The organism is Kitasatospora purpeofusca, assembly GCF_042691725.1.
Classification (GTDB): Bacteria; Actinomycetota; Actinomycetes; order Streptomycetales; family Streptomycetaceae; genus Kitasatospora; species Kitasatospora purpeofusca_B.
Genome location: NZ_CP170483.1, coordinates 8,612,758 through 8,637,446, shown reverse-complemented (window position 1 = coordinate 8,637,446; position 24,689 = coordinate 8,612,758). Strand labels below are relative to the sequence as shown.

Below are 24,689 nucleotides of genomic sequence, written 5' to 3'. Positions count from 1 at the left end.
CGATCCGGGCCCGGCCGGGGATCCGGACGGCGGTCACCGGGCGCCCTGCGCCGGGGCGAGGGCCACAGCGACCTGATGTGTCGTCAAATAGGGCAGCGGGGCCAGGATCTTGGCGGTCTGGGGGGCGAAGGTGGGCGAGGCGACGATGACCTCCGCGGTGGGGCCGTCCGCGACGATCTCGCCCTCGGCCATCACCACCACCCGGTCGGCGGCGGAGGCGACGAACTCGACGTCATGGGTGGAGACCACGACCGTGCGCCCTTCGGCGGCGAGGGCGTCGACGATGCCGGTGAGCGCCGCCTTGGCGTGGTAGTCGAGCCCTCGGGTGGGTTCGTCCAGCAGCACCACCCGTGGTGCGGCGGCGAGTTGGATCGCCAGGACCAGCGCCAGCCGCTGCCCCTCGGACAGGTCGCGGGGGTGGGTCGCGTCGGGGATCCCGGGGGCGAGCCGGTCGAGGATCCGCCGCGCGGTCGGCCCGGCGTCCCGGCCGGACTCCAGCTCGCTCTGGGCGAGTTCCTGGGCCACCGACTCCAGGTAGAGCAAATCTGTGGGGGTCTGCGGGACGAGCCCCACCAGACTCCGGGCCTCCGCCGCCGGGACGCGCTTGGGGTCCTTGGCCGGCCCTCCGTCGCCCCGGACGACCCGTACGCTGCCGCCCTGGCGGGGCCCGGAGCCCTGCAGCGCCCACAGGAGCGACGACTTGCCCGAGCCGTTGCGCCCCATCAGGGCGGTGACCTGGCCCGCGCGCAGCTCCAGGCCGACCTCCCGGACGGCGGCCACCGGGCCGTGGCGCACCACGATCCGCTCGGCGCTCAGCACACGCTCCCCCGTCGTGGCCGCGCGGCGCGGCGCCGGTGCCGGGCGGGCGGCGAGGGCCTCCCGCAGCGGGGCGGCGGCCCGGCGGGCGTCGCGCACGGAGAGCGGCAGCGGGCGCCAGTCGGCCAGCCGGCCGAGGTCGACCACGGGCGGCGCGACCGCCGTGTCCCGGAACACCTCGGCGGGCGGGCCGTGCACGACGGTGCCGTCGCCGGGCAGGTAGGCGACGCGGTCGGCGTACTGGACGACGCGCTCCAGGCGGTGTTCGGCGAGCAGGACGGTGACGCCGAGGTCGTGGACCAGGCGGGTGATGGCGGCGAGCACCTCCTCGGCGGCGGTCGGGTCGAGGGCGGAGGTCGGTTCGTCCAGGACCAGGACCCGGGGGTGGGCGGTGAGGACGGAGCCGATGGCGACGCGCTGCTGCTGGCCGCCGGAGAGCTCGTACAGGGCGCGGTGGCGCAGGTCCGCGAGGCCGAGCAGGTCCAGGGTCTCCTCGACGCGCTTGCGCATCACCTCCGGCGGAACGGCCAGCTGCTCCATCGCGTAGGCGAGCTCCTCCTCCACCGTGTCGGTGACGAAGCCGGCCAGCGGATCCTGGCCCACCACGCCGACCACGTCGGCCAGTTCGCGCGGGGGGTGGTGCGCGGTGTCCCGGCCGTCGACGGTGACCCGGCCGCGCAGGGTGCCGCCGGTGAAGTGCGGCACGAGACCGTTGACGGCGCCGAGCAGGGTCGACTTGCCGACGCCGGTCCGGCCGACCACCAGGCAGAGTTCACCCTCCGGGACGTGCAGGTCGACCTCGCGCAGGACGGGGGTGCTCCGGCCGTCGTACACCACGCCGACCTGGTCGAATCGGATCATGTGCGCACCTCGGTGGTCGTGCGGTCGGTACCGGCGCCGGCGGCGCCCTTGCTGCCGGCCGGGCGCGGCCCCGGCGAAGGGGCGGCCCCGGGCGATCGGCCGGGCGGCGGTGCGACGGCCCCGGCGGCCCCCGCCAGCAGCAGGGCGAGCACCGGGACGACCGGCAGGCTCGGCCAACTCAGCGGGTACAGGGAGGGGTTGAGGTCGGTGGCGTCGTAGCCGACCGTGGCGAACAGCAGGACGGCGGCGGCCACACCGCAGCCGGCGACGCCGAACTCGGCGGCGCGCCAGCGGTCCGGCCGGTAGGTGGTGCGCCGCACCCGGCGGCCCCCGAGCAGCAGACCGGCCACGCACAGCGCGGCACCCGCGAGGAAGGCGGGCAGTCCGAGCGCGGCGGGCGCGGTTCCGTCCAGCAGCCCGTACACCCCGGCGCAGAGCCCGCACATGCCGAGCAGCATCAGGGCGCCGGTGGTCCGCCGGGAGCGGCGGGTGGCGGTTCCCGACCGTCCGTAGCCGCGCGAGTCCATCGCGGCCGCCAGGTGCAGCGACCGTTCCAGGGCGTCCTCCAGGACCGGGACGACGACGCTGCGCAGCGCGCGCACCCCCTTGCTCCGGCCGGCGCGCAGCCGTCTGGCGCGGGCGACCCGCTGGACGCTCTGCACCAGCTGCGGGGCGACGCTGAGCGAGACCGTCACGGCGACGCCGAGCTCGTAGAGCGCGCCCGGGAGGACGCGCAGGGCCCGTTTGGGGTTGGCGAGGGTGTTGGCGGCGCCGATGCAGCAGATCAGACAGGCCAGTCGCAGTCCGTCGAAGGCCGCGGAGAGGGTGGCCTCCAGGGAGACCGGTCCGCCGATCCGGATGCCGGCGTACCAGGCCGGGGTCGGGATGTGGGGCAGCGAGAAGAGCAGGTGGTCGTGCGGGGTGATGCCGGTGGCGAAGACGCAGCGGAAGGCCACCCGGATCGCCACCACGGTCAGCGCCAGCCCCAGGTAGTACATGAACCCCCGGGCCCACGGGGCGTCGGTGCGGCGGGCGGTGACCACGTAGCCGAGCACCGCGAGGACGAGCAGGAGCAGCAGCGGGTTGGTGGTGCGGCTGGCCGCGGTCGCCAGGGCGAGCGCCCAGGTCCACCAGGCCAGCGGGTGCAGGTTCCGCGGGCTCCGCCAACTCCCCGCCGCCCGCCCGGGGGCGGGGCGCGCGGAGTCGGCGGAGCGCTTGTCGAGCGTGGTCACCCGATCACTCGGCCTCTCGACGGCGCCGGCGCGCGGCGACCGCGGTGCCCGCGCCGAGCGCCGTGACGAGGACGGCGCCGACGATCACCGGGACCATCGATCCGGCGTCGTGCGGAGCGTCCGCGGCCGGGGCCGCGTCCATCACCACCGGGCCGCCGGCGTTCACCGGCAGCGACGGGCTCGCGTCGGAGGTGGGCCCGGCGGTGGCGCCGGCGGTGTCGGTGGCGGACGGCAGGTCGGACGGGGTGTCGGGCGGGGTGTCGGTCGGCTGGGCGGACGGTGTTTCGGCGGGGGCGGTGGGCGTCGCGGGAGCCTCGGGTTCGGGCGTGACCGGCGCGGGTGCCCCGGCCGACGGGCTCGCGGGCTTGGTGGTCCCGCCCTTGCCGACGGGCGAGGGCCGGCGCTCGGTGCCACCGGCCGCACCGCCGGTGCCGCCGCCGGAACCGCCGCCCGGGCTGCCGGTGCCGCCGCCCGGGGAACCCGTACCCGACGATCCGCCGCTCGTCCCGCCGGAGCCGCCGCCGGTGCCGCCGCCCGACGAACCTGTACCGGACGCACCGCCACTCGCGCCGCCGGAGCCGCTCGACCCTCCGTTCCCGGAGCCGCCGTTCCCGGAGCCGCCGGCGGCCGCTCCCCCGCCCGCGGGCGGCTGGGGCGGGTCCGGGGTCACGGCCGTGCCGCCGCCCGGTGCGGTGTTGTGCGCCCGCACGGTGTCGGGCGAGAAGGAGGGCCGCCCCTCGCTGCCCTCGATGTTGGTCCCGCCGAAGATCCACAGGTCGACACTGCCGGGCTTCGGCTGATAGCTCATCGCGCCGAGCTGACTGTACGACCAGTCGTTCTGGCCCGGATCCGCGTGCCAGTACGACCAGTAGGCCGAGGCCGGGGGTGTCAGGACGCACTTCTCCTGGTCCGGCGTGGGGTACTGCCTGCCGCCCTGGAAGCCGCTGTAGCCGATCCGGCAGATGAACGCCGGGCCGTCGTGCCCCGTGCCGGTGGTCTTCCAGCCGCCCTGGTTGAGCAGCGCGTACCCGGTGGTGGGCGTCGTGCCGCAGGAGCGCAGCAGCGGACCGCCCCACGTGCCGAAGTCGACCGCCAGCACCACGCCCGAGGTGGTGGTGCACTGGTCGATCGGCAGCGGCGCCGCGGCGGCCGGGGCCGCGCCCCAGCAGGCGCCGCCGAGGACGAGAGCGGAGGCGAGGGCAGCGGCCGCGATCCGGCCGCCCGGCCGCCGGCTCACCGGTGACGCCCCGGGACGGCTCCCGGACGGCGGCGGGCGGCGAGGACGGCCACCGCGCCGAGTGCGGCCAGCAGCCCGGCGGCTCCGGCCAGCACCAGCGTCTCGGTGCCGGTGCCGGCGAGGCCACCGCTTCCGGCCCCGACCGGCGCACCACCGGCGGGTGATGCGCCGCCGCCGCGCACGGGCTCGCCGACGCCACCGGCCACGGGGGCGTCGGACGGGCGGTCGTTCGTGCCGGTCGCGGTGGGCGTGGGCGTCGGTGTTCCCGTACCGGTGGGCGTGGGCGTCGCGCTCGGCGTCGGTGTCCCCGTCGGCGTGCCGCCGAGGTTCCGGAACAGCGTGCCGAAGGAGGTTCCGGTGGAGCCCCCGAGGACCTGGGTGGAGGCCCGGACGTCCGAGCCCGGCTGCCCGGCGGAGGCGACGTTGAAGCCGCCGTCGCCGTTCTGCTGACCGGCGAGGAAGTCGAGCGCCTCGGCGATCTGCCCGCCGTAGCCGGCCTGCCGGAGGGTCATGCCCTGGACGGCGAGGGCGGCCGAGTTGGTGGAGTCGCCGGCCGCGCCGGGGAACCCGCCGTCGGGAAGCTGCCGCGCGGCGATCCAGGCGACGCCCTTGTCGACCGCCCGGGCGGCCTCGTCGCCCGGGGCGAGTGCGAGTGCCATGACGGCCATCGCGGTGCTGTCCACGTCGGAGTCGCCGGTGGCGGGGATCAGGCTAGGCCAGGAGCCGTCGGTGTGCTGGAGGCCCTCCAGGTAGGCGATCGGAGCGGCGGCGTTCGCCGCGTCACCGGCCCGCAGCTGGGCCATGACGCCGAGCGCCTGGGAGAAGACCGAGGTGGCGTAGGCGTAGTTGCCGCCGGCCGCGCAGCCGGTGTTCCGGTCGGCCCTGGCGCAGACGAGAGCGGCGAGGGCGGCGATCAGGTCGTGGCCGCCGAAGGCGCGCGGGTCGCGGCCGACGCTCTGGGCGAGCAGCGCCTCCTTGCCGATCGAGCCGCCGCCCGCGTACTCGGTGCCGATGCCGGTCCAGTCGTTGACGGTGCGCTCGCTCGCGTCCTTGCCCTGCCGGTCCAGGAAGTCGACGATCCCGCGCAGCGCGGTGTCGTCCGTGCCGGTGCCGGCGAGGGCGAACGCCCCGTCGATGGTGAGGCCGAAGTCGGCGAAGGCCGGGAAGGCCTCGTAGTAGCGGCCGTCGATCAGGCGGGCCGGGTCGGTCAGGTAGGCGCTGCCCTTGGCCAGGTCGGGCGTCCTGCCCGCGGGCGTCGTCGGCGCCGTGGTGGCCGGCGTGGTCGGCGTGGCCGTGGTGGTCGGGGTGGTCGGCGTGGTGGCGCCGTTCGGGTTGTGCCGGACGGTGGTGGGGTCGGTCCCGGTCAGGGCCAGGATCGCCTGCTCGGTGGCGGCCGGGTCGGCGTCGGTGGTCGCCTCGTCGGGTGCGAGGCCGCCGTCCGCGCCCTGGCGCGCGGCGACCCAGGCCTTGGCGGCGGCCCGGCGGGCGTCCTGACCGACGGCCCGGAGCGCCTGGGCCGCAGCGGCCGTGCCGCCGGTCTCGCCGGGGGCGCCGGCGTAGGGGGCGTAGGAGCCGTCGGCCAGCTGGCTCGCGGCGAGCCGGTCCGCGGCCTTCCGCGCCGTCGACTCGTGGCCGGCGGCCTTGCGCAGGGCGAGGACGGCCAGTGCGGTGGCGGCCGGGTCGGACTCGCAGTGGTCGCCCGCCACGATCATCGATCCGGCGATCCCGCCGTCGGCGCACTGGAGCACCGTGAAGCGGCCGAGCGTCGCGTCCGTCGGCGTGACACCGGCCCGTTGCAGGGCGATGACGCCCCACGCCTGCACCCAGGGCGAGGCCGCGCCGTGGAAGTCCCCGGCGGCGGTGCACTTGCCGTTCTCCCCGGCCGCGGCGCACACGTGGTCGGTGAGCGCGGCCACCAGGTCCCGCCCGCCGAAGGCCCGGGGGTCGCCCGCGGTGCTCTCGGCGACGAGGGCCAGCAGGGCGGCGGCCCTGGAGTCGGGCTTGCCGGACGGTCCGTCCGGGTGGAGGAAGTCGTCGGTGTGGGCGGCGAGGAAGGCGACCACCTTGCGCAGGGCCGCGTCCTGGGTGCCCGCGGCGGCGAGGGCGATCGCGGTCAGGGACGTCCGGGGGTAGTCCGGCCCCTCGAAGGCCCAGTTCTCCATGTGGTCGCCGTCGACGAGCCGGGCGGCCAGCCAGGCCGCGGCGGCGGCGGGGTCGCCGTCGGCTGCCGGGCCGGTCGGGGTCGACGTCGCCGTGGGCGAGGCGGACGGCGAGGGGCCGGGGTTCTTGGCGCGGACCGAGTCCGGGGTGAAGGACGGCGCCCCGCTGGTACCCCCGATGTCGGTGCCCCCGTAGACCCAGGCCTCCACCTCCCCCGGCTTGGGCTTCTGCGTCGCGGCGCCGAACTGACTGTAGGACCACGTCTGTTGGCCCGGTCCCGCGATCCAGTACGACCAGTACGCCGTCGCCTGCGGGGTGTTGACGCAGGGCTCCTCGGCCGGCGTCGGGTACTGGGTGCCGCCGTTGAAGCCTCCCGCGCCCAGCCGGCAGATGAAGGCCGGGCCGTCGTGCTCGGTGCCGGTGGTGGTGAAGCCCGCCTTGTGCAGCAGGTTCATGCCCGTGCTGGGGTCGGCGTCGCAGCCGCGGACGACACCGCCGCCCCAGTGGCCGAAGTCGACGGCGACGATCGCGCCGGTCGTCGCGGTGCAGTCCTCGATCGGGTCCGCCGCCGCGGCGCCGGGGTGCCCGAGCAGGACCGCGCCGCCCGCCGCGACCGCGACGGTCCCGGCGGCCAGGAGGGAGGCGATGCCCCTGCCTCTGTGACGCGTGCGACTGCTGCTGACCCTCACCGGCGGCTCCCTGGTCGGTCGGCGCGGGAGCAACGGCGCAGCCGACGGCCCGGATCCCGGGACCGCCCTGACCACGTCGTAGTCCGCGACGACGCATGTGCTTCAAGAACTGACCCTCGGACCAGGCATTCCGGCTCATCCGCCGCTGCGGGCGGATCTACGGTTGCGGGTCAGCGCCGGAGTTGGACCGGCTTCCCCTGGTTTCCGAGGATGAAAAACCGATCAATCAGACCACGGCGCCGATTCGGTAGTCAACGGTGCGTCACATCGGTCACATCACCTCGTCGGCCACCGCCGCGTGCGGTAGCGTCCGCAGTGGCCGAGCGGGGGAACCCGGTGCGAATCCGGGGCTGACGCGCAGCGGTGTGGGGTGGCGTCGTACGGCACTCCGAGCCCGAATGCCCGCCCGGCCGAGCACCACGGCGAAAGCCTGCCCACGCGATCCGGGCGGCGGCCGCTCCGGCCGTCGCGCTCCCGCAGGAGCGCCGGGGCCGGGGCCGGGTCGGCGCCCGCCACCCCAAGGAGCCGTTCCGTGAACTTCCTCACGACGCCCCGCGCCACCTCCTCCCGCCTCTCCTCCGCCGTGACCGTGTCGCTGGCGGCCGGGGCGCTGCTGCTGTCGGCCGTCCCCGCCCACGCGACCGCCACCCCGGCCCAGATAGCCACCTCGAAGAGCACCGGCGTCACCTACCTGAAGTCCCTCCAGGCCGCCGACGGCAGCTACGTCACCGGTGGCGGCCTCTCCAACGAGTGGGCGTTCAGCGCCCTGGCGGCGGCCGGCACCGCCGCGGCGGACGTGACCCCCGGCGGCGACGTCACCAAGAACGCCCGCCTCGTCTACCGCAACCAGCTCGCCGCCGCCGGCTGGCCGGGCACCTCACCGGTCGCCACCGACTACCAGCGGGGCATCCTGAACGCCTACGCCGCCGGCATCGACCCGGCCCGCGTCGGCCCGGGCCGCAACCTGATCGCCGACGCGGTCTCGTACTGGCAGACCGCCGAACCCGGCTACTGGGGCCCGTCCGCCAACTTCAACGGCACCGTCTTCGGTCTCCTCGCCCTCGGCGGCGCCAGGACCCAGGCCGGCGGACAGCGCGTCCCGCAGGCCCTGCTGGACTCCTCCGTCACGGCGGTGCGCGCCAACCAGCACACCGACGGCGGCTGGAACTACACCAAGGCCGCCGGCGACCCCACCGAGCTCGGTACGGGCAGCGACATCGACATGACCGGGGCCGCGATGGCCTCGCTGTGTGTCGGCGGCGTCCCCAACACCGACCCGGCGGTCGTCGCCGCCAAGAACTTCCTCAAGGGCAAGCTGCTGGCTTCCGGGGCGTTCAACGCCATGTGGGGCGTCAACACCGACTCCAACGGCTGGGCCGTCTCCGGTCTCAACGCCTGCGGCATCAACCCCCAGGGCGCCGACTTCACCAGCGGCACCGGAAAGACCCCGATCGACTTCCTGATCTCCCAGCAGTTCAAGCCCGGCGGCGGCTTCAAGTACCAGCCCAGCGACACCACCCCGTCCCCCTACGCCTCCGTCGACGGCCTGCGCGCCGTCGCCGGCGCGGGCTTCACCGCCGCCCCTCCCGCCCCGACCAGCGCGGGCGAGCCGACCTGGTCCGCCACCACCGCGTTCACCTCCGGCACCGCCGCCAGGCTCGCCCTGGTCGTCGACGACGGCACCGGCGCGCTCAAGGTCTGCGCCGTCACCGTCACCCCGACCGGCACCACCACGACCCTCGGCGACGTCCTGGACGCGGCCGCCACCGCCACGCCCGGCGGCTGCGTCACCTCCGTCACCCCCGCCACCGGCGGCGGCACCGTCACCGCGCTCAACGGCACCGCCAACAGCGGCTCCTCCACCTGGAAGGTCAGCCTGGACGGCGCCACCGCCACCGCCGCCACCCGGGCCACCACCGTCCACGTGGGCGACACCGTCTCGCTGCGCTACGGCAGCTGATCCGGGAGCGGCCGCGCCGGTCGGCCTGAACACCCCTGGAACCGCCGGTGCCCCGGTCTCCGTCGCGGAGGACCGGGGCACCCGTGCGCCATCGTCAGGGGGCGGTGATGCCGGGCTGGCCGCCGGAGCCGAAGGCCCAGCCTTCGACGTCGCCGGGGGCCGGGTTGTAGCCGGCGGCGCCGAGGCTGCTGTACGACCAGGGGCCGCCGTGCTGGGCGTGCCAGTACGACCAGTAGGCACTGCCGGTGGGGTTGGTGCAGGTCGTCGGCAGGGCGTTGACGGTGCAGACGAAGCCGGGGTAGCGCGGGTGGAAGGTGTACGAGAAGCCGGCGCCGGTGAGCGCGGCGAGGCCGCTGGCCGGGTCGCCGGGGGCGCAGCCGGTCTGGATGCCGCCGCCGACGGCGGTGAAGTCGACCACGACGGTGACGCCGGTGGTGCCGGTGCAGGCGGCGGCCCGGGCCTGGGGGGCCTGGACGGCGGAGGCGCCGAGAAGGCTCGCGGTCAGCGCCGCGACGGCGGCGAGCGGGCCGAGGGCGCGGCGGGTCAGGTGCTCGGTCATCGGGTCTCTCCTCGTTCGGTCGCGGATGGTCAGTGGGCGGCGGGCGCGGGGCAGGCCAGGGTGGGCGCGTCCGGGCGCGCACCGGCGGCGGAGAGGGTGGCCAGCGGGGTGCCGGCCAGGCCGAGGACGGCCTGCGCGGTGGCCCGGGCGGCGTTGCCGGGGTTGAAGCCGGAGGCGTCGTAGGCGACCGCGCCGCGCACGGCCGGGTCGGCGGCGCAGCCCTGCTGGAGCGTCACCAGCCGGCTCCAGCCCTTGAGTCCGGCGCCGAAGCGGGCGTTGGAGAGCAGCGCCTGCGTCGCGAGGCCGGTGGAGTTGGCGTTGGAGGTGGTGGCGCCGCTGGCCGCGAAGCCGCCGTCGGTATTCTGGTGGGCGGTCAGCCAGCCGAGCCCGGCGGCCGCCTTGGCCGCGCGGCCGGTGGCGGCGAGCGCCTGGACGGCGAGGGCGGTGGCGTCCGTGTCGGCGGTGCAGGTGGTCTGGCCGAAGGCCACCGGGAAGCCGCCGTCCGCGCACTGGCTGTCGGCCAGGAAGTCGACGGCGGCGGCCGGGGCGCCACCGGGGGTGCGGTGCAGGGCGATCAGGGCGAGCGACTGGCCGAAGGCGTTGCTGTAGTCGCCCCACTGGGAGCGGTCGGAGAAGCGGCCGCTCGGGGCCTGGAGCGAGCGCAGCCGGGCGGGCAGGTCGACGCCGCCGAAGGAGGTCGGGTCCGCGCCGCGCACCTCGGCGGCGAGCAGCAGCTTGGCGGTGGCGCCCGCGTAGGCCTCGGTCGTGCCGTCGCCGAGGTAGCCGCCGAGGATCGCGGGCTGCGCCAGCCAGGCGGTGGCCTTCGCGGCGGCGGTGTCCGAGCTGCGGGAGGCGGCGAAGGCCAGCACGGCGTCGATGGTCAGGCCCTGGTCGGGGTAGGCGGTGCCGTCGAAGACGGACTCGAAGTGGTCGCCGTCGACGAGCTGGCGGGCCAGCCAGCCGGCCGCGGCGGCGTCCGGACGGATCGTGGGCGAGGACACCGCGGCCGGTGCGGCGTCGTGCGTGGCGGCGTCGTGCGTGGCGGCGTCGTGCGTGGCGGTGGCGTGCGCGGCGGTGGCGTGCGCGGCGGTAGTGGCCGGGAGCACGGTGGCGAGGGCGAGGGCCGGTATCGCGAGGAGTCCGAGGGTGCGGCGCAGCGCGGGCATGAATAGCCTTTCCGGGCCTGGACGCAGGGGCCCGGAGGGGCGTCGGCGCAAGGCCGGGGCAGCCCTCGGAGCTCCGGCCCGCAGACCACGACGGGAGGAGGGAACGACACACCTCCGCCGACGGGTACTCGGGCTCGCCGCCGACGTGGCGTCGGCGGCCTACCGTTGCGGGTCAGCGCCGGATTCGGACCGGACTTCCCCCGTTGACGGAGTCACAACGTGACGGCTCATCATGGCGAAACGGAAAAGACCGGGTCAAGTGATGATGCGTCACATTCCAATGGCCCCAACGGTTCCCGCGTCAGCGGGCGAAGGTCCGACGCACCGGCGCCGCCAGGGCCTCGACGCGCACCACCCGGCGCGGCAGGGCCGCCACCAGCGCCGGTGCCAGGGCGGCTGCCGTGAACAGGAGGTAGTGGCCGAACTCGGGCGCGGCCCCGGCCCACCCGAGTTCGCCGTGGCGGTGCTCGGCGAAGGCGTTGCAGCACAGCCAGGCGGCCAGACCGATCACCGGGGCGGCCGTCGGTCGGGAGGAGGCGCCCAGCAGCGCGGCCAGGCCCGCGAAGGCGGCGTAGCGGAACCAGCCGGCGTGCAGCTCGCCCAGCCCGCCGAGGGCGAGCGCGAGCACACCTCCGGCGAGCAGGGCCAGCGCGCCGGAGGTCGAGGACCGGGCCCGGTCGAGCACGGGGTGGTAGCGGCGCCCGCCGGGGCGGGCCGAGTACATCCGCACGACGGCGCTATCCCTTCACCCGACCGGCCCGGGGGCCCGGCCCGCGGGCGGGTGCCCGGCCGCACGCCGCTCGTACGCGTTGCCGCACATGACCGGTCCTCCGCTCGCCGCTGTTCTGGTCGCCGGACTCCAGCCAACCCGCCGACCGGAGCCCGCCCGCGCCGCCCTGACGGGATCCTGACGTCGGCGGCGGCGATCCCAACGGGCTCTTGACGGCCACCGCCCCGCCCCGGCGCCCTGACGCCCGGCACCGCTCCTCGCACGCGGCATCCGGCCGGACCCGCCCGAAACCTCCGGAGCGGCCGAACCACCGATCGAGTGAATCAGCCGCCACCCGCACCCCACTCGGTCCCCGTCCCCGCCCAGGCGTCCGCGAGCGTCTCCGAGCCGGGCGGCACGCCGCGCTCGAACGTGCGCTCGCCGCCTGCGCACTGGGCTCCGCCCCCTCGCCGGGCACCTTGGCGACCTCTCGCGGAGCGCCCGCGCCCACGCCTCGGGGTGCTCGAAAAGTCCCCGTTCGACCCGGGCTCGCCCGGAGGGAAATCCGCTTGAACACCGCCTTCGAACAGCTCCATCATCGGACCCTCCCCGACCGCACGAGCATCACCAACTCGGTTATCGGATGACCGACTTGAGTCATCCGATCAGGCCGACGCGGCACTTGCGCGTGCGAGCACCGTCCCTGAGCCTGGAGGATCCGTGGCCCGTCCCCCCGCCCCGGCGGTACCCGCCGGCCCCACCCGAGCCGCCCGAGCCGCCGTCCCGAGCCGCGGCCCGCGCCCGGAGGTGACCGCTTGAACGCCGCCACCCCGCAGACCCACCCCGAGGCGCAGGCCCCGGCCGAGGACGAGGAGGAGCTGCGGTGGCTGGCCGACGGCCGCCGCATCGAGGCGATCGAGGCGATCGGCATCAGCGCGATGGCCCGCCGCCTGCCCATGCTCGTGGTCCGCGCCTTCCGGCTCGGCTGGCGCGTCGACCGCTCCTCCGTCGTCCTCCTGCTGGTCTGCCAGGTCGTGTCGGCCGTCCTCGGCGCCACCGGGCTGTTCGCGACCACCGGCACGATCGCGGCACTGTTCGGCCCGGAGGCGGTCGGCGACAAGCTCACCCGGGCCGCGCCGTCGATCCTCGTGATCGCCGCGGCGGCCGGCGCCCGCGCCCTGCTCGGCATCATGATCCAGACCATCACCGTCCACCTGTCCCCGCGCATCTCCCGGGAGGCCGAGGCCGCGGTGCTGCGGGCCACCGTCGCCGCCGAGCTCACCGCCTACGACCACGCCGGCTACAACGACGAGCTGGACGCCGCCGACCGGGGCGCCGAGGTCTGCGTGGACATCGTCGGCGAAGCGCAGAACCTGATCGCCGCCGTCGCCTCCCTGCTCGGCGCCGCCGGCGTCCTGACCGTGCTTCACCCCGCCCTGCTGCCCCTGCTGGTGCTGGCCGCGCTGCCCCAGGGCATCGCGTCGGTGCACGCCGCCCGGGTGCAGTTCCTCGCCAACCGGGCCGCGATCGGCGACCGCAGGGTCCTGGCGAACCTGCGCTGGTACATCCACCTCAAACGCAACGCCGACCAGGTCCGCTCCGACACCATGGGCGGCTTCCTCCTCGACAAGTACGAGCAGGTCGGCCGGCGGCTGGACGCGAGTTCGCGGAAGGCCGCGATGCAGAGCGCCCGCGTCTCGGTGGTCGGCGCCGCCGCGACCGGCCTGGGCACCGCCCTGGTGTGGACGGCGATGCTCTGGCTCGTCACCAGCGGCCGGATGAGCCTGCCGCACGGCGGCGCCGCGGTGTTCGCGCTCGCCGCCGTCGGCACCAGCCTGCGCGGCATCGTCGGCTACGGCGCCGACCTCTTCCGCACCGGCATGTACCTGGACGACTGGTCCACCTTCCTCGACACCGCCGGCGGCCACCGTCTCCGGCGCGGCACCGCCGTCCCGCAGGCGCCGCGCCGGATCGAGGTGGAGAACCTCCGCTACGCCTACCCGTCCTCCGAGCGCACCGCCCTGGACGGGGTGAGCCTGCACGTCGAGCGCGGCGAGATCCTCGCCCTGGTCGGCGAGAACGGCTCCGGGAAGACCACCCTCGCCAAACTCCTCGCGGGCCTGTACCTGCCCGCGGGCGGTTCGGCGCGGTGGGACGGCCGGGAGACCCGCGACCTCGACCCGCACGCCCTGTGGCAACAGGTCGCGGTCGTACCCCAGGACTACGCGCGCTGGCCGCTGACCTGCCGCGAGAACATCACCCTCGGCCAGCCCGCCCCCGACGGCGACGCGGCGGTGATGCGCGCCGCCGAGGCCTCCGGCGCGGCCGAGGTCGTCGCCAAGCTGCGCCGGGGCCTGTCCACCCTGCTGGCGGTGGAGTGGATGGGCGGCGAGGAACTGTCCGGTGGGCAGTGGCAGCGCCTGGCCATCGCCCGCGCCTTCCACCGCGAGGCCGGACTCCTCGTCCTGGACGAGCCCACCGCCGCGCTCGACCCGCGGGCCGAACACCGCATCTTCCAGAACCTGCGGGCCGTCGCACGGGAGCGCGCGGTCGTCCTGGTCACCCACCGGCTCACCAATGTGGCCGTCGCCGACCGGATCGTCGTCCTCGAAGACGGGAAGGTCCTCCAGGAGGGCACCTTCGCCGACCTGGTGGCCGACGAGAGCGGCCGGTTCCGCGAGCTGTGGGACCTGCAGAACGAGCGCACCGGCGTCCCCGCCCAGCGGAACCGGCCGCCGGACACCACCGGAACGACCGGGACGACCGGGACGACCGGGACGACCGAGGAGACCCGCCCGTGATCGACTTCGACGTGCTGACCGCCGCGGCCTTCCGCGAGGGAGTCGAGCGAACCACCGTCGGCACGGTGGTCCACGACGCCAACGGCCGGGTCCTGCTGGTCCGCCGGGCCGGGCACGCCGTCCTGCCGGGGCGGTGGGAGTACCCGGGCGGCGGGCGGGAGGACGGCGAGGCCGTGGAGGCCGCCGCGGCCCGCGAGCTGGCCGCGGCGACCGGGCTGACCGGCCTGCCCCTGGAGTACGCGCGGAGCCTGGACTTCACCGACCGACACGGCCGGCGCGTGCGCCAGTTCGTCTTCACCGCCCTGGTCCCGGACGACACCCCGGTGACGCTCTCCCCCGACCACGACCACCACCGATGGGCGCGGCCGGACCGGTTGCCGCCGACCGACGACGCGCAGCGCACGGTGGTCGAGTGGCTCACCCAGCGCCTGGCCGTACCCGGCTGGCGGCCGGTCGGCGGCCGCCTCACCACCGTCGCCCGACCCACCGCCCACGGCTGCTTCCTGCTCACCGACCCGCAGGGCCGGGTCCTGGGGCTGCGCTCCACCGTCGACCCGGGCGGGTGGAACCTCCCCGGCGGCGACGTCGAGCACGGCGAGACCCCGTTCACCGCCGCCCTGCGCGAGGCCGAGGAGGAGTTGGGCCTCGACCTCGCCGCGGAGAACCCCGAGATCATCGCCCGCCGGCGCCTGATCGCCGGCATCCACGAGCAGGCCGACGCCGCGCACCCCGTCCCGGTCTGCGGCTACGTCTTCGACGGCGGCGTCCTCACCGCGGAGCAGCAGGCCCGCATCCGCCTCGACCCGGCCGAGCACACCGAATGGCGCTTCGAGAGCGCCCACGACTGGCACGCGCTGATGCCCACCGACCGCTACCGGCGGCTCCTGCAGATCCTGCGAGCCCGCCGCGGCGGTGTCCCGCTCTACCTGGAACGGCCGGGGCCTCCGGACGACTTCGAGGGAATCATGGTGTTCGTCACCGACGGGCACGGCCGACTGCTGATGCACCACCGCGACCGGAACCCGGGCATCGCCTGGCCCGGCCACTGGACGCCGATCGGCGGCTGGCGCGAGGGCGAGGAGACCGCCGAGCAGACTGCGGCGCGCGAGGTCCTGGAGGAGGCCGGCATCGAGGTCACCGGGCTGCGGCCGGTCCCCGGCCCGCACCACGAACTCGTCTCCCCCCTCACCCGCGTCCTGCACACCCGGTGGAACGGCGCCGAGACCGACCTGCGCCTCGGCGACGAGGGCCTCGCGGTCCGCCTGGTCCGCCTCGACGAAGTCCTCGACCTGGAGGTCCCGCCCTATCTGCACCACTACCTGCCCCTACTCGCCGCGACAGCCGGCCGGCCGGCCGAGGCCGACCCGCCCACCGGCGCCACCTCGTGATCCGGCTCGACCGCACCGCACCGCACCCACCGCCCGAAGTCCGCTCGACCGTCTTGGAGGCAGCACCGTGGAGATGCTTCGCCAGGCCGTGGCCGTCATCGCCCACGATCGGGACCGGGGCCTGGTCGCGACGATCCACTACGCGGCGAACGGCTGGAGCACCACGCCGGCGTGGACGATCCCCGGCGGCAAGGTCGAGGCCGGCGAGCGCCTCGACGAGGCCGCCGCCCGCGAGCTGCGGGAGGAGACCGGGCTGATCGTCGAGCCCGGGGAGCTGAGGCTCGTCCACGCCGTCCAGGTCCGCCAGGGCTGGGACGGCCAGGGGCCGTTCCTGCTCAGCGCGTTCCTCGCCACCACCTGGCGGGGCGAGCTGACGAACACCGAACCGGGCAAGGGCCCGTCTTCAAACCCCCGTCGTCCGCTCAGTGGGCGGGCCGGGCGGCTCCCCCAGCCTTCGGCCGGGGGGTACCCCCACGGGTACGTGCATCGCAAGGCTGGGGGCGGAGCCACTGCGGTGGGGGCACCTCCCGGCCGAAGGCTGGGGGCCATTGGCGACCGACGACAACGTGGCGTGGGGGTACCTCCCGGCCGAAGGCTGGGGGCGTGCGTGCCCAGACGCCGCCCGGCAGGCGGGGGTTTGATGACGGGCCCTGACATCTGGCCGTCGCCTGGTCCCCGGTCGGCGTGCTGCCACTGCCGATGTTCCCGACCGCCCATGCCGCCCTCACCCGCTACCTGTCCGGCGGCCGCGGGTTCTCCACCTACGGCTGGGACGGCGAGCCGTTCGACGCGCGCGGGCTGGTCGGGCCGTGAGCGCGGTGCGGCCGGCGGTGCAACGCCCCGCGGACGGTGTCGACGGCCTGGATCAGGGCGGCGCGGGTGGTGCCGGCGGGGTGGAGCGCGCCGACGAGCGGGAAGCCGTGCATCACCCCCTGGTAGCGCGTCGACACCACCGGGACGCCGGCCGCGCGGAGCCTGGCGGCGTAGGCCTCGCCCTCGTCCCGCAGCACGTCGGCCTCCGCCGTGACCACGAGCGCCGGAGGAAGCCCGGCGAGCTGCGCCCAGAGGGCCCGCAGGGGCGCAGCGGTGGCCTCCGTCCAGCGGGACGCCTCGGGCAGGTAGTCGTCCCAGAACCGGCGCATGTGGTCAGCGTCAGGGCCGCCGCCGGGTTGGCCCCCGCGGAGTCGCCGACGGCGGCGATCCGGTCCCCCGTCAGTCCGGGCGCGTGGCACTGCTCGACGGCCACCGGGTAGCGCGCCGCGGGCGACCGGGCGCAGTCCCCGTACACGACCGCACCAGCCGCGCGTTGCAGGCGACGTCGCCGAGCGGCCGGCCCGGGCCGGGCAGGAAGTGCAGCACGGGGGGACGGCTCGGCGGTGCCGGCGGGCCTGGTCACCGGGACGCGCACCCGCCCGGTCGGCCCGCGGGGGAGGGTGAACCACTCCGTCTCGGTGCCGTACGGGTCGTCCTGCTCCTGGTCCGCGTCCGGCCCGAGGCGCGGAAGGCTGTCGAGGGCGAGGAAGGAGAGGTCCGGCGGTTCCGTCGCCGCCGCTCCGGCCCGGGCGTCCGGAAACTCCTGGAGCTCCCGGTCGAGCAGCAGTCTTCGGGGCTGTGCGGGCATGGGGATGCCTCGTGCTAGCGTCCCCGGTCGAGGGGGGCAGCGATGCGCATGGGGAAACTCGCACGGTGGGCGGGGGCGGTGGTGACCACCGCGCTGGTCGCCGCCCTGGCGGTCGCGGGGGTGACCGGCTTCCGGTGGCTCTCCGAGGCCAACGGGCATCCGTTCGGCGACGAACGCGCCTGCGCCGGAACCGACGTGCCGTTGGAACGGGCCCTGGAGGCCCGGGGCATCACACTGCCCCCGGACGCGGCGGACGTGCACTACACCGCCCGCGCCCGTCCGCCGGACGGGGAGCCGAAGCTGATCGTGGCGTTCCGGAGCACCCGGCAGGCGATGGGCACCCACCTGACCGCGAACGGCCTGGACGCCGGCCGGCTCACCCGCCTCGACGACGGCCCGTTCATGGTCGGCGACGTGTTCGAAGCCCCGGGCACCTGCGGGAACACGGGCCGGGCACCGGCGGTCGCGATCCCGCAGGGACCGACCTCGACCGGTGTCGCCTACACCGTCTCGGTCGAGTTGGACGGCCACGCGATCCGGAACACCACGGCGGTCCTCCTGACCGTTCCGTCGACCGGCTGACCCGCCCGCCGCCGTGGGCCCCGGCCCGGTCGGCGGCGGCCAGGAGAGCCGCCCGTCGGGACGTCAGGGCGTCCGGACCGGGGCGCCGAGCCGGTAGTCGTGGGCGGAGAACGCGGCTGCGACGGCGAAGCGGTCCGCGCGGACGAGCGTCTGGCGCCATTCGATCAGACGCCCGCCGGTGTCGCGGCCGAGCCGGTCGATCGCGAGCAGCGCCGTGGTCGGGGGGCAGTCGAGCAGGATGCGCTCCCCCCGGCCGGGGACGACGGCGCGGATGCGTTCCCAGCCGCCGCAGATGCGGCTGCCGCAGTGGCGTTCGAGTTCGTCGTAGAGCGCGGTGTGGGTGAAGTCGACGTCCAGCAGCGGGTGGGCGACGTCCGCGGGGAGCCAGACCCGGTCGACGGCGAGCGGCTCCTCGTCGGCCAGGCGGACGCGTTCGAGGTAGACGAGCGGCGTGGACTCCTCGAGTCCCAGGCGGGCGGCGATGACGCCGTCGGCGCGCCGGTCGAGTGCGCGCACGACGCTGCGCTGGACGGCGCCGACCTCCTCGACGGCGCGGAACAGGCTGTACGCCTCACCGACGTCCTGCTCCAGCGGGCGGCTCGCGGTGAACCGGGAGGCCTTGCCGCGCTGAGCGCTGACGACGCCCTCCTCGCGGAGCGTGCGAAGGGCCTCGCGGACCGTGTGCCGGCTGACCTGGTACTCGGCGACGAGGTCGTGCTCGCCCGGGAAGACGTCGCGGAACTCGCCCTGGTCGAGCCGGCGCAGCAGGTCGGCGCGCAGCTGCGCCCAGAGCGGATTGCCCGGGGATCGGGTGAGGGGCCTGGGGCCCGGCTCGGAGGTCACGGCGCCGTCCTGGGGGTCAGGGATCGGATGGGTGGTGCGGGACACGCATGGAATGTTCGTACCTTTGGGGCGAGAGCACAAAATCGGCGCCCGCCGGTCACGGCGGGCGCCGATGGGGTGCCGGGGCGGGTCAGCGGAGGACGCCGATCAGCATGGCGGCGGCCACCGCGAGCAGGACGGCCGCGAAGGCCCGCTGCAGCGCGGCGCCGGAGAGCTTGGCCGCCAGTCGCTTGCCGTCCCACGCGCCGAGCACGGCGGCGCCCACGAACGGCCCGAAGACCGCCGGATCGAGGGAGATGCCCGTGACCGTCAGGCGGGTGGTGAGGGCGACGACCGAGTTGATGAGGACGACCACCAGGCTGGTCCCGACGGCCTTGCGCATCGGCAGCCGGAGCACGGACACCAGCGCGGGTACCGCGAGGAAGCCGCCGCCGACGCCCAGCAGCCCGGTCACCGCCCCCAGCCCGGCGCCGGCCGCGAGCGTGCGCAGGTACCGGTTGCCCAGGTGCCGGTTGCCCGGGCGCCCGGTGCCCGGGGGCTCCCCGCCGGCCGGTGCGCGCCGCGCGGTCCGGGTGCCGCGCAGCATCGCCGCGGCGGCCAGTGCGGCGAGGACGGCGAACGCGGAGGTCAGCACCGCCTGCGGGATGCGGTGGGCGAGCCCGGCCGCCGCGATGGCGGGGAGCACGCCGGCGGCGGCGAACAGTGAGCCGGTGCGCCAGCTGATGGTGCCGGTGCCGGTGTGGCGGGCGAGCGCGGTGACGGAGGTGGCGGTGACGATGATCAGGCTGGTGGTCCCGGCCTCGGCGGGCGAGACGCCCAACAGGTACACCAGGGCCGGGACCGCGAGCACTCCCCCGCCGCCGCCGAGCGCGCCGAGGGCCACACCGACCACGGCTCCGCAGAGCAGAGCGGTGATCAGGACGCTCACGCCGTGACGCCGTCCGGGGTCCGGTCCGCGAGGTGGACGACCTCACCGTGCCAGGCGGCGAAGCCGCCGCGCAGATCGACGGCCTCGAAGCCGCGCGCCCGCAGCACGGACGCGGCCACCGAGGAGCGGTTGCCGCCCGCGCAGATCACGGTCAGCGGCTGCTCGGTCGGCAGTTCGGCCAGCCGGGCGAGCAGTTCGGGCAGCGGGACGAGCCGGGCGCCGGGGATGGTGCCGTGCTCCCGCACCTCGCCCGGGCCCCGCACGTCCAGCAGCTCGAACTCGCCCGTGGCCCGCGCCAGTCGGTCGGCCAGGGCGTCGGCCTCCACCCGCCCGGCGGCGGTCAGGTGCGCGGCGCCGACCGCGTCCACCGGGGCGGCCAGAGCGCCGAGGACGCGGTCGAAGCCGATCCGGGCCAGGCGGTTCCGGGCCTCGACCACGGTGTCCGGGTCGCCGCACAGGATGATCGCGTCCTGGGCGTCGAGCACCTGCCCGGCGAGTTCGGCGAACCGGCCGCCGAGGGGGATGTTGACCGCGCCGTGCAGGTGGGCGGCGGCGAACTCCTCCGGATCCCGGGTGTCCAGGACGGTGGCGCCGCCGGCCCGGGCGCCGAGGAAGGCCTCCGGAGCGAGCGGGGGCACCGGGGTGTCCTCGTCCAGGACCGGACGGGCCTGGCGGTTGCGCACCGAGGTGAACGCGAAGTAGGCGGGCGCGGCGGGTTGACCGGCGGTCACCACCGCGACGAACTCGTCCTCGGTCATGTCGGCGAGCGCGTAGTTGCCGCGGCGCTGGTTGCCGATCGTGCAACTCAGTTCGGTGGAGAGGTTCTTGCCGCAGGCGGAGCCGGCTCCGTGCGCCGGGTAGACGCGCGTGTCGTCCGGGAGGGTGAGCAGGGCGCGGGTGGAGCGGTAGAGGGAGCGGGCCATCTCCTCGGCCGAGAGGCCGCGCGAGCCGAGCAGGTCGGGGCGGCCGACGTCGCCGATGAACAGGGTGTCGCCGGTGAGCACGCCGAACGGGACGTCGTCACCGGCGTGTTCGCGCACGACGACGCAGATCGACTCCGGGGTGTGGCCCGGGGTGTGCAGGATCTCCAGCTCGACCCCGCCGAGGCTGAGGCGCTCCCCGTCGCCCAGGGGGTCGGTGTCGAAGTCGAGCGCGGCGGCGGAGCCGTAGGAGATGCGCGCGCCGGTGCGCTCGGCCAGCTCCAGGTGACCGGAGAGGAAGTCCGCGTGGATGTGGGTCTCGATGACCCGCTCGATGGTCAGGCCGTGGTCCTCGGCGGTGGCGAGGTAGTCGTGGACGTCGCGCTGGGGGTCGACCACGACGGCCCGGCCGGTGGTGCGGTCGCCGACGAGGTAGGAGGCGTGGGAGAGGCAGTCGAGGTAGAACTGCACGAAGACCAGCGGTCCGGCGGGCGTCGTCATCAAAGGCTCCTGAGGATGGACGTGGGTGGGAGGTCGCGCGGCCGCGCGTTCCGGGCGCGGGGCGGCGACGGTGAAAGGCCCGGGTGGTGGGCGGTGCGGGGAATCCGGCGGGTGGCGCCCCGTGGGCGTCAGGCGAGTCCGCGGAGCATGAGGTTCCAGTAGAGGAACGGCAGGCCGCGCCGCTTGAGGTACCACATGTCGGTGCGCTCGCGGATGGTGTTGATCACCGGGATCGACGGGGTGGGCCGGCCGCTGTAGTCGAACTCGGCGAGCAGCATCTTGTTGCGCGCGGTGGTCAGCGGGCAGGAGGCGTAGCCGTCGTAGGCGGCCTTCGGCTCCCGGCCGTTGAGGGTGGCGAGGAGGTTCTCGACGAGCACGGGCGCCTGCTTGCGCACGGCGGCGCCGGTCTTGGAGTTCGGGGACGATCCGGCGTCACCGAGCGCCCACACATTGGGGTAGCGGACGTGCCGCATCGTGTGCTTGTCGATCTCGACGTAGCCGGCCGGGTCGTCGGCACCGGCGAGCGGGCCGCGCTTGATCCAGTCCGGCGCGCTCTGCGGCGGCACCACGTGGGCGACGTCGTACGGCAGGGTCGTCCTGCCCCCGGTCCCCAGGTCGGTCACGACCACCTCGCGGGCGTCGGGCCGCACCTCGGTGACCTCGCTCCCGTAGTGGACCTTGATGCCGTACCGGCGCACCACGTCGTCGAGCACGCGGGCGAACTCCGGGACGCCGAAGATGGCGGCGCCGGGGATGACCAGGTGGACGTCCATCCGACCGAGCACCCCCTCCCTGCGCCAGTGGTCGGCGGCCAGGTAGGCGATCTTCTGCGGGGCGCCGCCGCACTTGACGGCCCCCGTGGGCATGCTGAAGACCGCGCTGCCGGAGCGGGTCTCGCGGATGAAGCGCCAGGTCGCGGGGGCGTACTGCGGCAGGTAGTTGCTGGACAGCCCGTCCCTGCCGAGCCCGGCTGCCAGGCCCGGCACCCGGTTCCAGTCCAGCTGGATCCCGGGGCAGACGACGAGGTGGTCGTAGGTGACCGTGCCGCCGTCGTCCAGCGCCACCTCCCGGGCCTCGGGATCGACCGCGACCGCGGCGCGGCGTATCCACGCCACGCCCTTCGGCATGACGGACGCCTGCGGCCGGATGCTCTCCGCCAGTGGCGCCCGCCCGCCGCCGACCAGTGTCCACAGCGGCTGGTAGTAGTGGCGGTCGCTCGGATCGAGCACGGCGACGTCCCGCTCGCCGGCTCGGCGGAGCCGGGCCGCGACCGAGATCCCCGCGGTCCCGCCGCCGATGATCACGATCCGATGGTGCTTGCTGGCCAAGGGGCCCTCCCTGATCAAATGTACGGACATTAAAGTAGGCCCGCCTCGCCACCGACCGCAAGGCGGCGGGGCAATCTCCCCCCAAAATGTCCGTACATTTGCCTAAGAGGCACAGCGCCCCACGCGGATCGCCCGCCACGACCCCCGCGATCGACCGCCACGACCCCGCACACCGTGCCGACGGTCCGTCGGCACCCGCCCACCCACGACGCATCACACCCGCGGGCCGCGGCGATCGGCGGAACCGACCCGTGAGCGGCGGCCGTTCGCGAATGCCGCCCATCCCGCCCCGCGATTCCCGGGAATCTCCCCCACCCCGGGAATCCCTCCGCTCCCGGTACTCCCGTGACAGCGGACCGCGGTCGGGAATTTTGACATTCCGCTTACCGTCCTACATTGTTCTCGGCATGTCTGACCGTCACCCGATCGAGTGCGCCGCCATCGAGCTGGCGCTGATCGGCGTGGCCGCGCACTGCGTTTCCGACAATCTCTGTCGCTGAATCCGCCTGTCCCGACGCGTTGCGGTGATCGCCGCTTCGGGGCGTCGCCCTTTTTCCGCGGGCGCAGTGCTGCTCACCCTTCCCCTCGAAGCCTCGCTGTCGCCCGCCTTCCTCCGTACACCATCGGTAGCGAAAGGCTCCCTTTCCGATGTCTCGAACCACCTTCACCCCCCGCCGCCTCGCCGCGGCGACCGTCACCGTCGCGCTCGTCGTCGGAGTGGCGGCGTGCGGACCGAAGGCCGACGGCGGTGGAAGCACCGACAAGAACGCCGCGCCGCAGCAGGGCGGCACCCTCACCGTCCTCAACCAGAACCCGCAGGAGCAGTTCGACCCCGCGCGCCTCTACACCTCCGGCGGCGGAAACGTCCCCTCCCTGGTCTTCCGCACCCTCACCACCCGCAACCGGGTGGACGGCGCGGCCGGCACCAAGGTGGTCCCGGACCTCGCCACCGACACCGGCACCCCCTCGGAGGGCGCGACGGTGTGGACGTACCGCCTCAAGGACGGCCTCACCTACGAGGACGGCTCGCCGATCACCACCGCCGATATCAAGTACGGCATCGAAAGGTCATTCGCCCCCGAACTCTCCGGCGGGGCACCGTTCCTGAGGGACTGGCTGGTCGGCGCCGCCGACTACCAGGGCCCGTACAAGGACGGCAGCGGCCTGGCCGCCATCGAGACCCCGGACGAGAAGACCATCGTCTTCCGCCTCAACAAGCCCGAGGGCGACTTCCCGTACCTCGCGACCCAGACCCAGTTCGCACCCGTCCCGAAGGCCAAGGACACCGGGACGAAGTACCAGGAGCACCCCGTCTCCTCCGGCCCCTACCGGGTCGTCAAGAACGAGAACGACGGCGCGCACCTCGTCCTGGAGCGCAACCCCCACTGGTCCTCGGCCACGGACGACCAGCGCAAGGCCTACCCGGACACCGTCGACGTGCAGTCCGGCCTCGACCCGGCGGTGATCAACCAGCGGCTCTCCGCCGGCACCGGCGCCGACGCGGCCGCCGTCACCACCGACACCAACCTCGGCCCCTCCGAACTCGCCCAGGTGAAGGACGACAAGGCCCTCGCCGCGCGCGTCGGCACCGGCCACTTCGGCTTCGTCAACTACCTGGCGTTCAACCCCAAGGTGAAGCCCTTCGACAACCCCAAGGTCCGACAGGCGGTCGCCTACGCGATCAACCGCACCTCGGTCGTCAACGCCGCCGGCGGCTCCTCGCTCGCCGAGGCCGCCACCACGTACCTGCCCGCCCAGGAGACCTTCGGGCACACCCCGTACGACCCGTTCCCGGCCGGCGCCACCGGCAACCCGGAGAAGGCCAGGGAGGCGCTGAAGGAGGCCGGCTACCCGGACGGCCTGACCATCACGCTCACCCACTCCAGCGCCACCGGCAAGGGCTACGGCCCGGACCTGGCCACCGCCGTCCAGGACGGCCTCAAGGCGGCCGGGATCACCGTCCAGCTGGAGGCCCTGGACTCCACCAGGTACTCCAAGACGATCCACACCGTCGCCACCGAGCCCGGTCTCTTCCTCTCCGGCTGGGGCGCCGACTGGCCGTCCGGCGGCCCGTTCCTCGCGCCGATCTTCGACGGCCGGCAGATCGTCACCGACGGCTACAACTTCAACTCCGCGCAGCTGGACGACCCGTCGGTGAACGACGAGATCGACCAGATCAACAAGATCACCGACCACGCCGAGGCCGCCAAGCGCTGGGGCGCCCTGGACAAGCGGATCGGCGAGCAGGCCCTCACCGTCCCGCTGTTCCACCCCGTCTACAAGCGGCTGTCCGGCAAGGACGTGCGCAACATCGTGATCAGCGACTGGACCGGTGTGCTGGACATCTCCCAGGTCGCGGTCAAGTAGCGGACGGGACCGGACGGATCG

Annotated in this window: 18 protein-coding genes, 1 pseudogene and 3 riboswitches; of the genes and pseudogenes, 7 read left to right on the top strand and 12 right to left on the bottom strand. The window is 75.1% G+C overall.

Going from position 1 to position 24,689, the window contains the following annotated elements:
* Nucleotides 1-33: 33 nt before the first annotated feature.
* From ACFCLZ_RS37010 to ACFCLZ_RS36995, 4 genes are read right to left on the bottom strand one after another with little or no spacing between them, the layout of a single operon-like run.
* A complete protein-coding gene (locus tag ACFCLZ_RS37010) occupies nucleotides 34-1,677 on the bottom strand; it encodes an ABC transporter ATP-binding protein (RefSeq protein ID WP_380282300.1) in 1,644 nt (547 codons plus the stop codon).
* A complete protein-coding gene (locus ACFCLZ_RS37005) occupies nucleotides 1,674-2,909 on the bottom strand; it encodes a CbiQ family ECF transporter T component (protein ID WP_380282299.1) in 1,236 nt (411 codons plus the stop codon). Before ACFCLZ_RS37005 ends, ACFCLZ_RS37010 begins: the two co-directional genes overlap by 4 nt.
* Before the next feature lie 4 nt (nucleotides 2,910-2,913).
* The gene (locus tag ACFCLZ_RS37000) at nucleotides 2,914-4,146 is read right to left on the bottom strand and encodes a hypothetical protein (RefSeq protein ID WP_380282298.1); all 1,233 of its coding nucleotides are present in this window, start codon (nucleotides 4,144-4,146) and stop codon (nucleotides 2,914-2,916) included.
* A complete protein-coding gene (locus tag ACFCLZ_RS36995) occupies nucleotides 4,143-6,995 on the bottom strand; it encodes a prenyltransferase/squalene oxidase repeat-containing protein (protein ID WP_380282297.1) in 2,853 nt (950 codons plus the stop codon). The genes ACFCLZ_RS37000 and ACFCLZ_RS36995 overlap by 4 nt, the downstream gene beginning before the upstream one ends.
* A gap of 101 nt (nucleotides 6,996-7,096) precedes the next feature.
* A riboswitch (cobalamin riboswitch) is annotated at nucleotides 7,097-7,241 on the bottom strand.
* An 80-nt stretch (nucleotides 7,242-7,321) separates the two neighbouring features.
* A riboswitch (cobalamin riboswitch) is annotated at nucleotides 7,322-7,399 on the top strand.
* 128 nt (nucleotides 7,400-7,527) lie between these two features.
* On the opposite strand from ACFCLZ_RS36995, the gene ACFCLZ_RS36990 reads away from it, so the two are divergent.
* The gene (locus ACFCLZ_RS36990; protein WP_380282296.1) at nucleotides 7,528-8,955 is read left to right on the top strand and encodes a hypothetical protein; all 1,428 of its coding nucleotides are present in this window, start codon (nucleotides 7,528-7,530) and stop codon (nucleotides 8,953-8,955) included.
* A 94-nt stretch (nucleotides 8,956-9,049) separates the two neighbouring features.
* On the opposite strand, the gene ACFCLZ_RS36985 is transcribed toward ACFCLZ_RS36990, so the two are convergent.
* The 3 genes from ACFCLZ_RS36985 to ACFCLZ_RS36975 all read right to left on the bottom strand — a co-directional run bounded on the left by ACFCLZ_RS36985 (nucleotide 9,050) and on the right by ACFCLZ_RS36975 (nucleotide 11,410).
* Nucleotides 9,050-9,514 carry a flagellar hook-length control protein FliK gene (locus tag ACFCLZ_RS36985; protein ID WP_380282295.1) on the bottom strand — a complete coding sequence of 155 codons (465 nt, stop codon included), beginning with the start codon at nucleotides 9,512-9,514 and terminating at the stop codon, nucleotides 9,050-9,052.
* A gap of 29 nt (nucleotides 9,515-9,543) precedes the next feature.
* Nucleotides 9,544-10,680, bottom strand: coding sequence for a prenyltransferase/squalene oxidase repeat-containing protein (locus ACFCLZ_RS36980; RefSeq protein WP_380282294.1), 1,137 nt, complete (start codon nucleotides 10,678-10,680; stop codon nucleotides 9,544-9,546).
* A gap of 101 nt (nucleotides 10,681-10,781) precedes the next feature.
* A riboswitch (cobalamin riboswitch) is annotated at nucleotides 10,782-10,922 on the bottom strand.
* 59 nt (nucleotides 10,923-10,981) lie between these two features.
* Entirely contained in the window at nucleotides 10,982-11,410 is a 429-nt protein-coding gene (locus ACFCLZ_RS36975) for a hypothetical protein (protein WP_380282293.1), read from the bottom strand.
* Nucleotides 11,411-12,204: 794 nt separating this feature from the next.
* Here ACFCLZ_RS36975 and ACFCLZ_RS36970 point away from each other — a divergent pair.
* The 3 genes and pseudogenes from ACFCLZ_RS36970 to ACFCLZ_RS36960 all read left to right on the top strand — a co-directional run.
* A complete protein-coding gene (locus ACFCLZ_RS36970) occupies nucleotides 12,205-14,190 on the top strand; it encodes an ABC transporter ATP-binding protein (protein WP_380282292.1) in 1,986 nt (661 codons plus the stop codon).
* Nucleotides 14,187-15,578, top strand: coding sequence for an NUDIX domain-containing protein (locus ACFCLZ_RS36965; RefSeq protein WP_380282291.1), 1,392 nt, complete (start codon nucleotides 14,187-14,189; stop codon nucleotides 15,576-15,578). The genes ACFCLZ_RS36970 and ACFCLZ_RS36965 overlap by 4 nt, the downstream gene beginning before the upstream one ends.
* A 73-nt stretch (nucleotides 15,579-15,651) precedes the next feature.
* Nucleotides 15,652-15,906 (top strand): annotated as a pseudogene (locus ACFCLZ_RS36960) (NUDIX domain-containing protein); the annotation flags it as partial.
* Nucleotides 15,907-16,339: 433 nt separating this feature from the next.
* Here the strand turns inward: ACFCLZ_RS36960 and ACFCLZ_RS36955 are convergent.
* Entirely contained in the window at nucleotides 16,340-16,720 is a 381-nt protein-coding gene (locus ACFCLZ_RS36955) for an alpha/beta hydrolase fold domain-containing protein (protein WP_380282290.1), read from the bottom strand.
* Nucleotides 16,721-17,247: 527 nt separating this feature from the next.
* On the opposite strand from ACFCLZ_RS36955, the gene ACFCLZ_RS36950 reads away from it, so the two are divergent.
* Nucleotides 17,248-17,781 (top strand): hypothetical protein, encoded by a 534-nt coding sequence (locus tag ACFCLZ_RS36950; protein WP_380282289.1) that lies wholly within the window; start codon nucleotides 17,248-17,250, stop codon nucleotides 17,779-17,781.
* Between the two features lie 63 nt (nucleotides 17,782-17,844).
* On the opposite strand, the gene ACFCLZ_RS36945 is transcribed toward ACFCLZ_RS36950, so the two are convergent.
* From ACFCLZ_RS36945 to ACFCLZ_RS36930, 4 genes are all read right to left on the bottom strand, one after another.
* Nucleotides 17,845-18,624 carry a GntR family transcriptional regulator gene (locus ACFCLZ_RS36945; protein WP_380282288.1) on the bottom strand — a complete coding sequence of 260 codons (780 nt, stop codon included), beginning with the start codon at nucleotides 18,622-18,624 and terminating at the stop codon, nucleotides 17,845-17,847.
* A 130-nt stretch (nucleotides 18,625-18,754) separates the two neighbouring features.
* Complete coding sequence (locus ACFCLZ_RS36940) at nucleotides 18,755-19,552, bottom strand: sulfite exporter TauE/SafE family protein (protein ID WP_380282287.1); 798 nt, start codon at nucleotides 19,550-19,552, stop codon at nucleotides 18,755-18,757.
* A complete protein-coding gene (locus ACFCLZ_RS36935; protein WP_380282286.1) occupies nucleotides 19,549-20,973 on the bottom strand; it encodes a rhodanese-like domain-containing protein in 1,425 nt (474 codons plus the stop codon). Before ACFCLZ_RS36935 ends, ACFCLZ_RS36940 begins: the two co-directional genes overlap by 4 nt.
* A gap of 128 nt (nucleotides 20,974-21,101) precedes the next feature.
* Nucleotides 21,102-22,331, bottom strand: a complete 1,230-nt coding sequence (locus ACFCLZ_RS36930) for an FAD-dependent oxidoreductase (RefSeq protein WP_380282285.1) — start codon at nucleotides 22,329-22,331, stop codon at nucleotides 21,102-21,104.
* Nucleotides 22,332-22,708: 377 nt separating this feature from the next.
* Between ACFCLZ_RS36930 and ACFCLZ_RS36925 the strand changes: the two genes are divergently transcribed.
* Together ACFCLZ_RS36925 and ACFCLZ_RS36920 are read left to right on the top strand one after the other, a co-directional pair.
* Nucleotides 22,709-22,801, top strand: a complete 93-nt coding sequence (locus ACFCLZ_RS36925) for an Ms4533A family Cys-rich leader peptide (RefSeq protein WP_317620150.1) — start codon at nucleotides 22,709-22,711, stop codon at nucleotides 22,799-22,801.
* Between the two features lie 148 nt (nucleotides 22,802-22,949).
* The gene (locus tag ACFCLZ_RS36920; RefSeq protein WP_380282284.1) at nucleotides 22,950-24,668 is read left to right on the top strand and encodes an ABC transporter substrate-binding protein; all 1,719 of its coding nucleotides are present in this window, start codon (nucleotides 22,950-22,952) and stop codon (nucleotides 24,666-24,668) included.
* Nucleotides 24,669-24,689 lie beyond the last annotated feature (21 nt).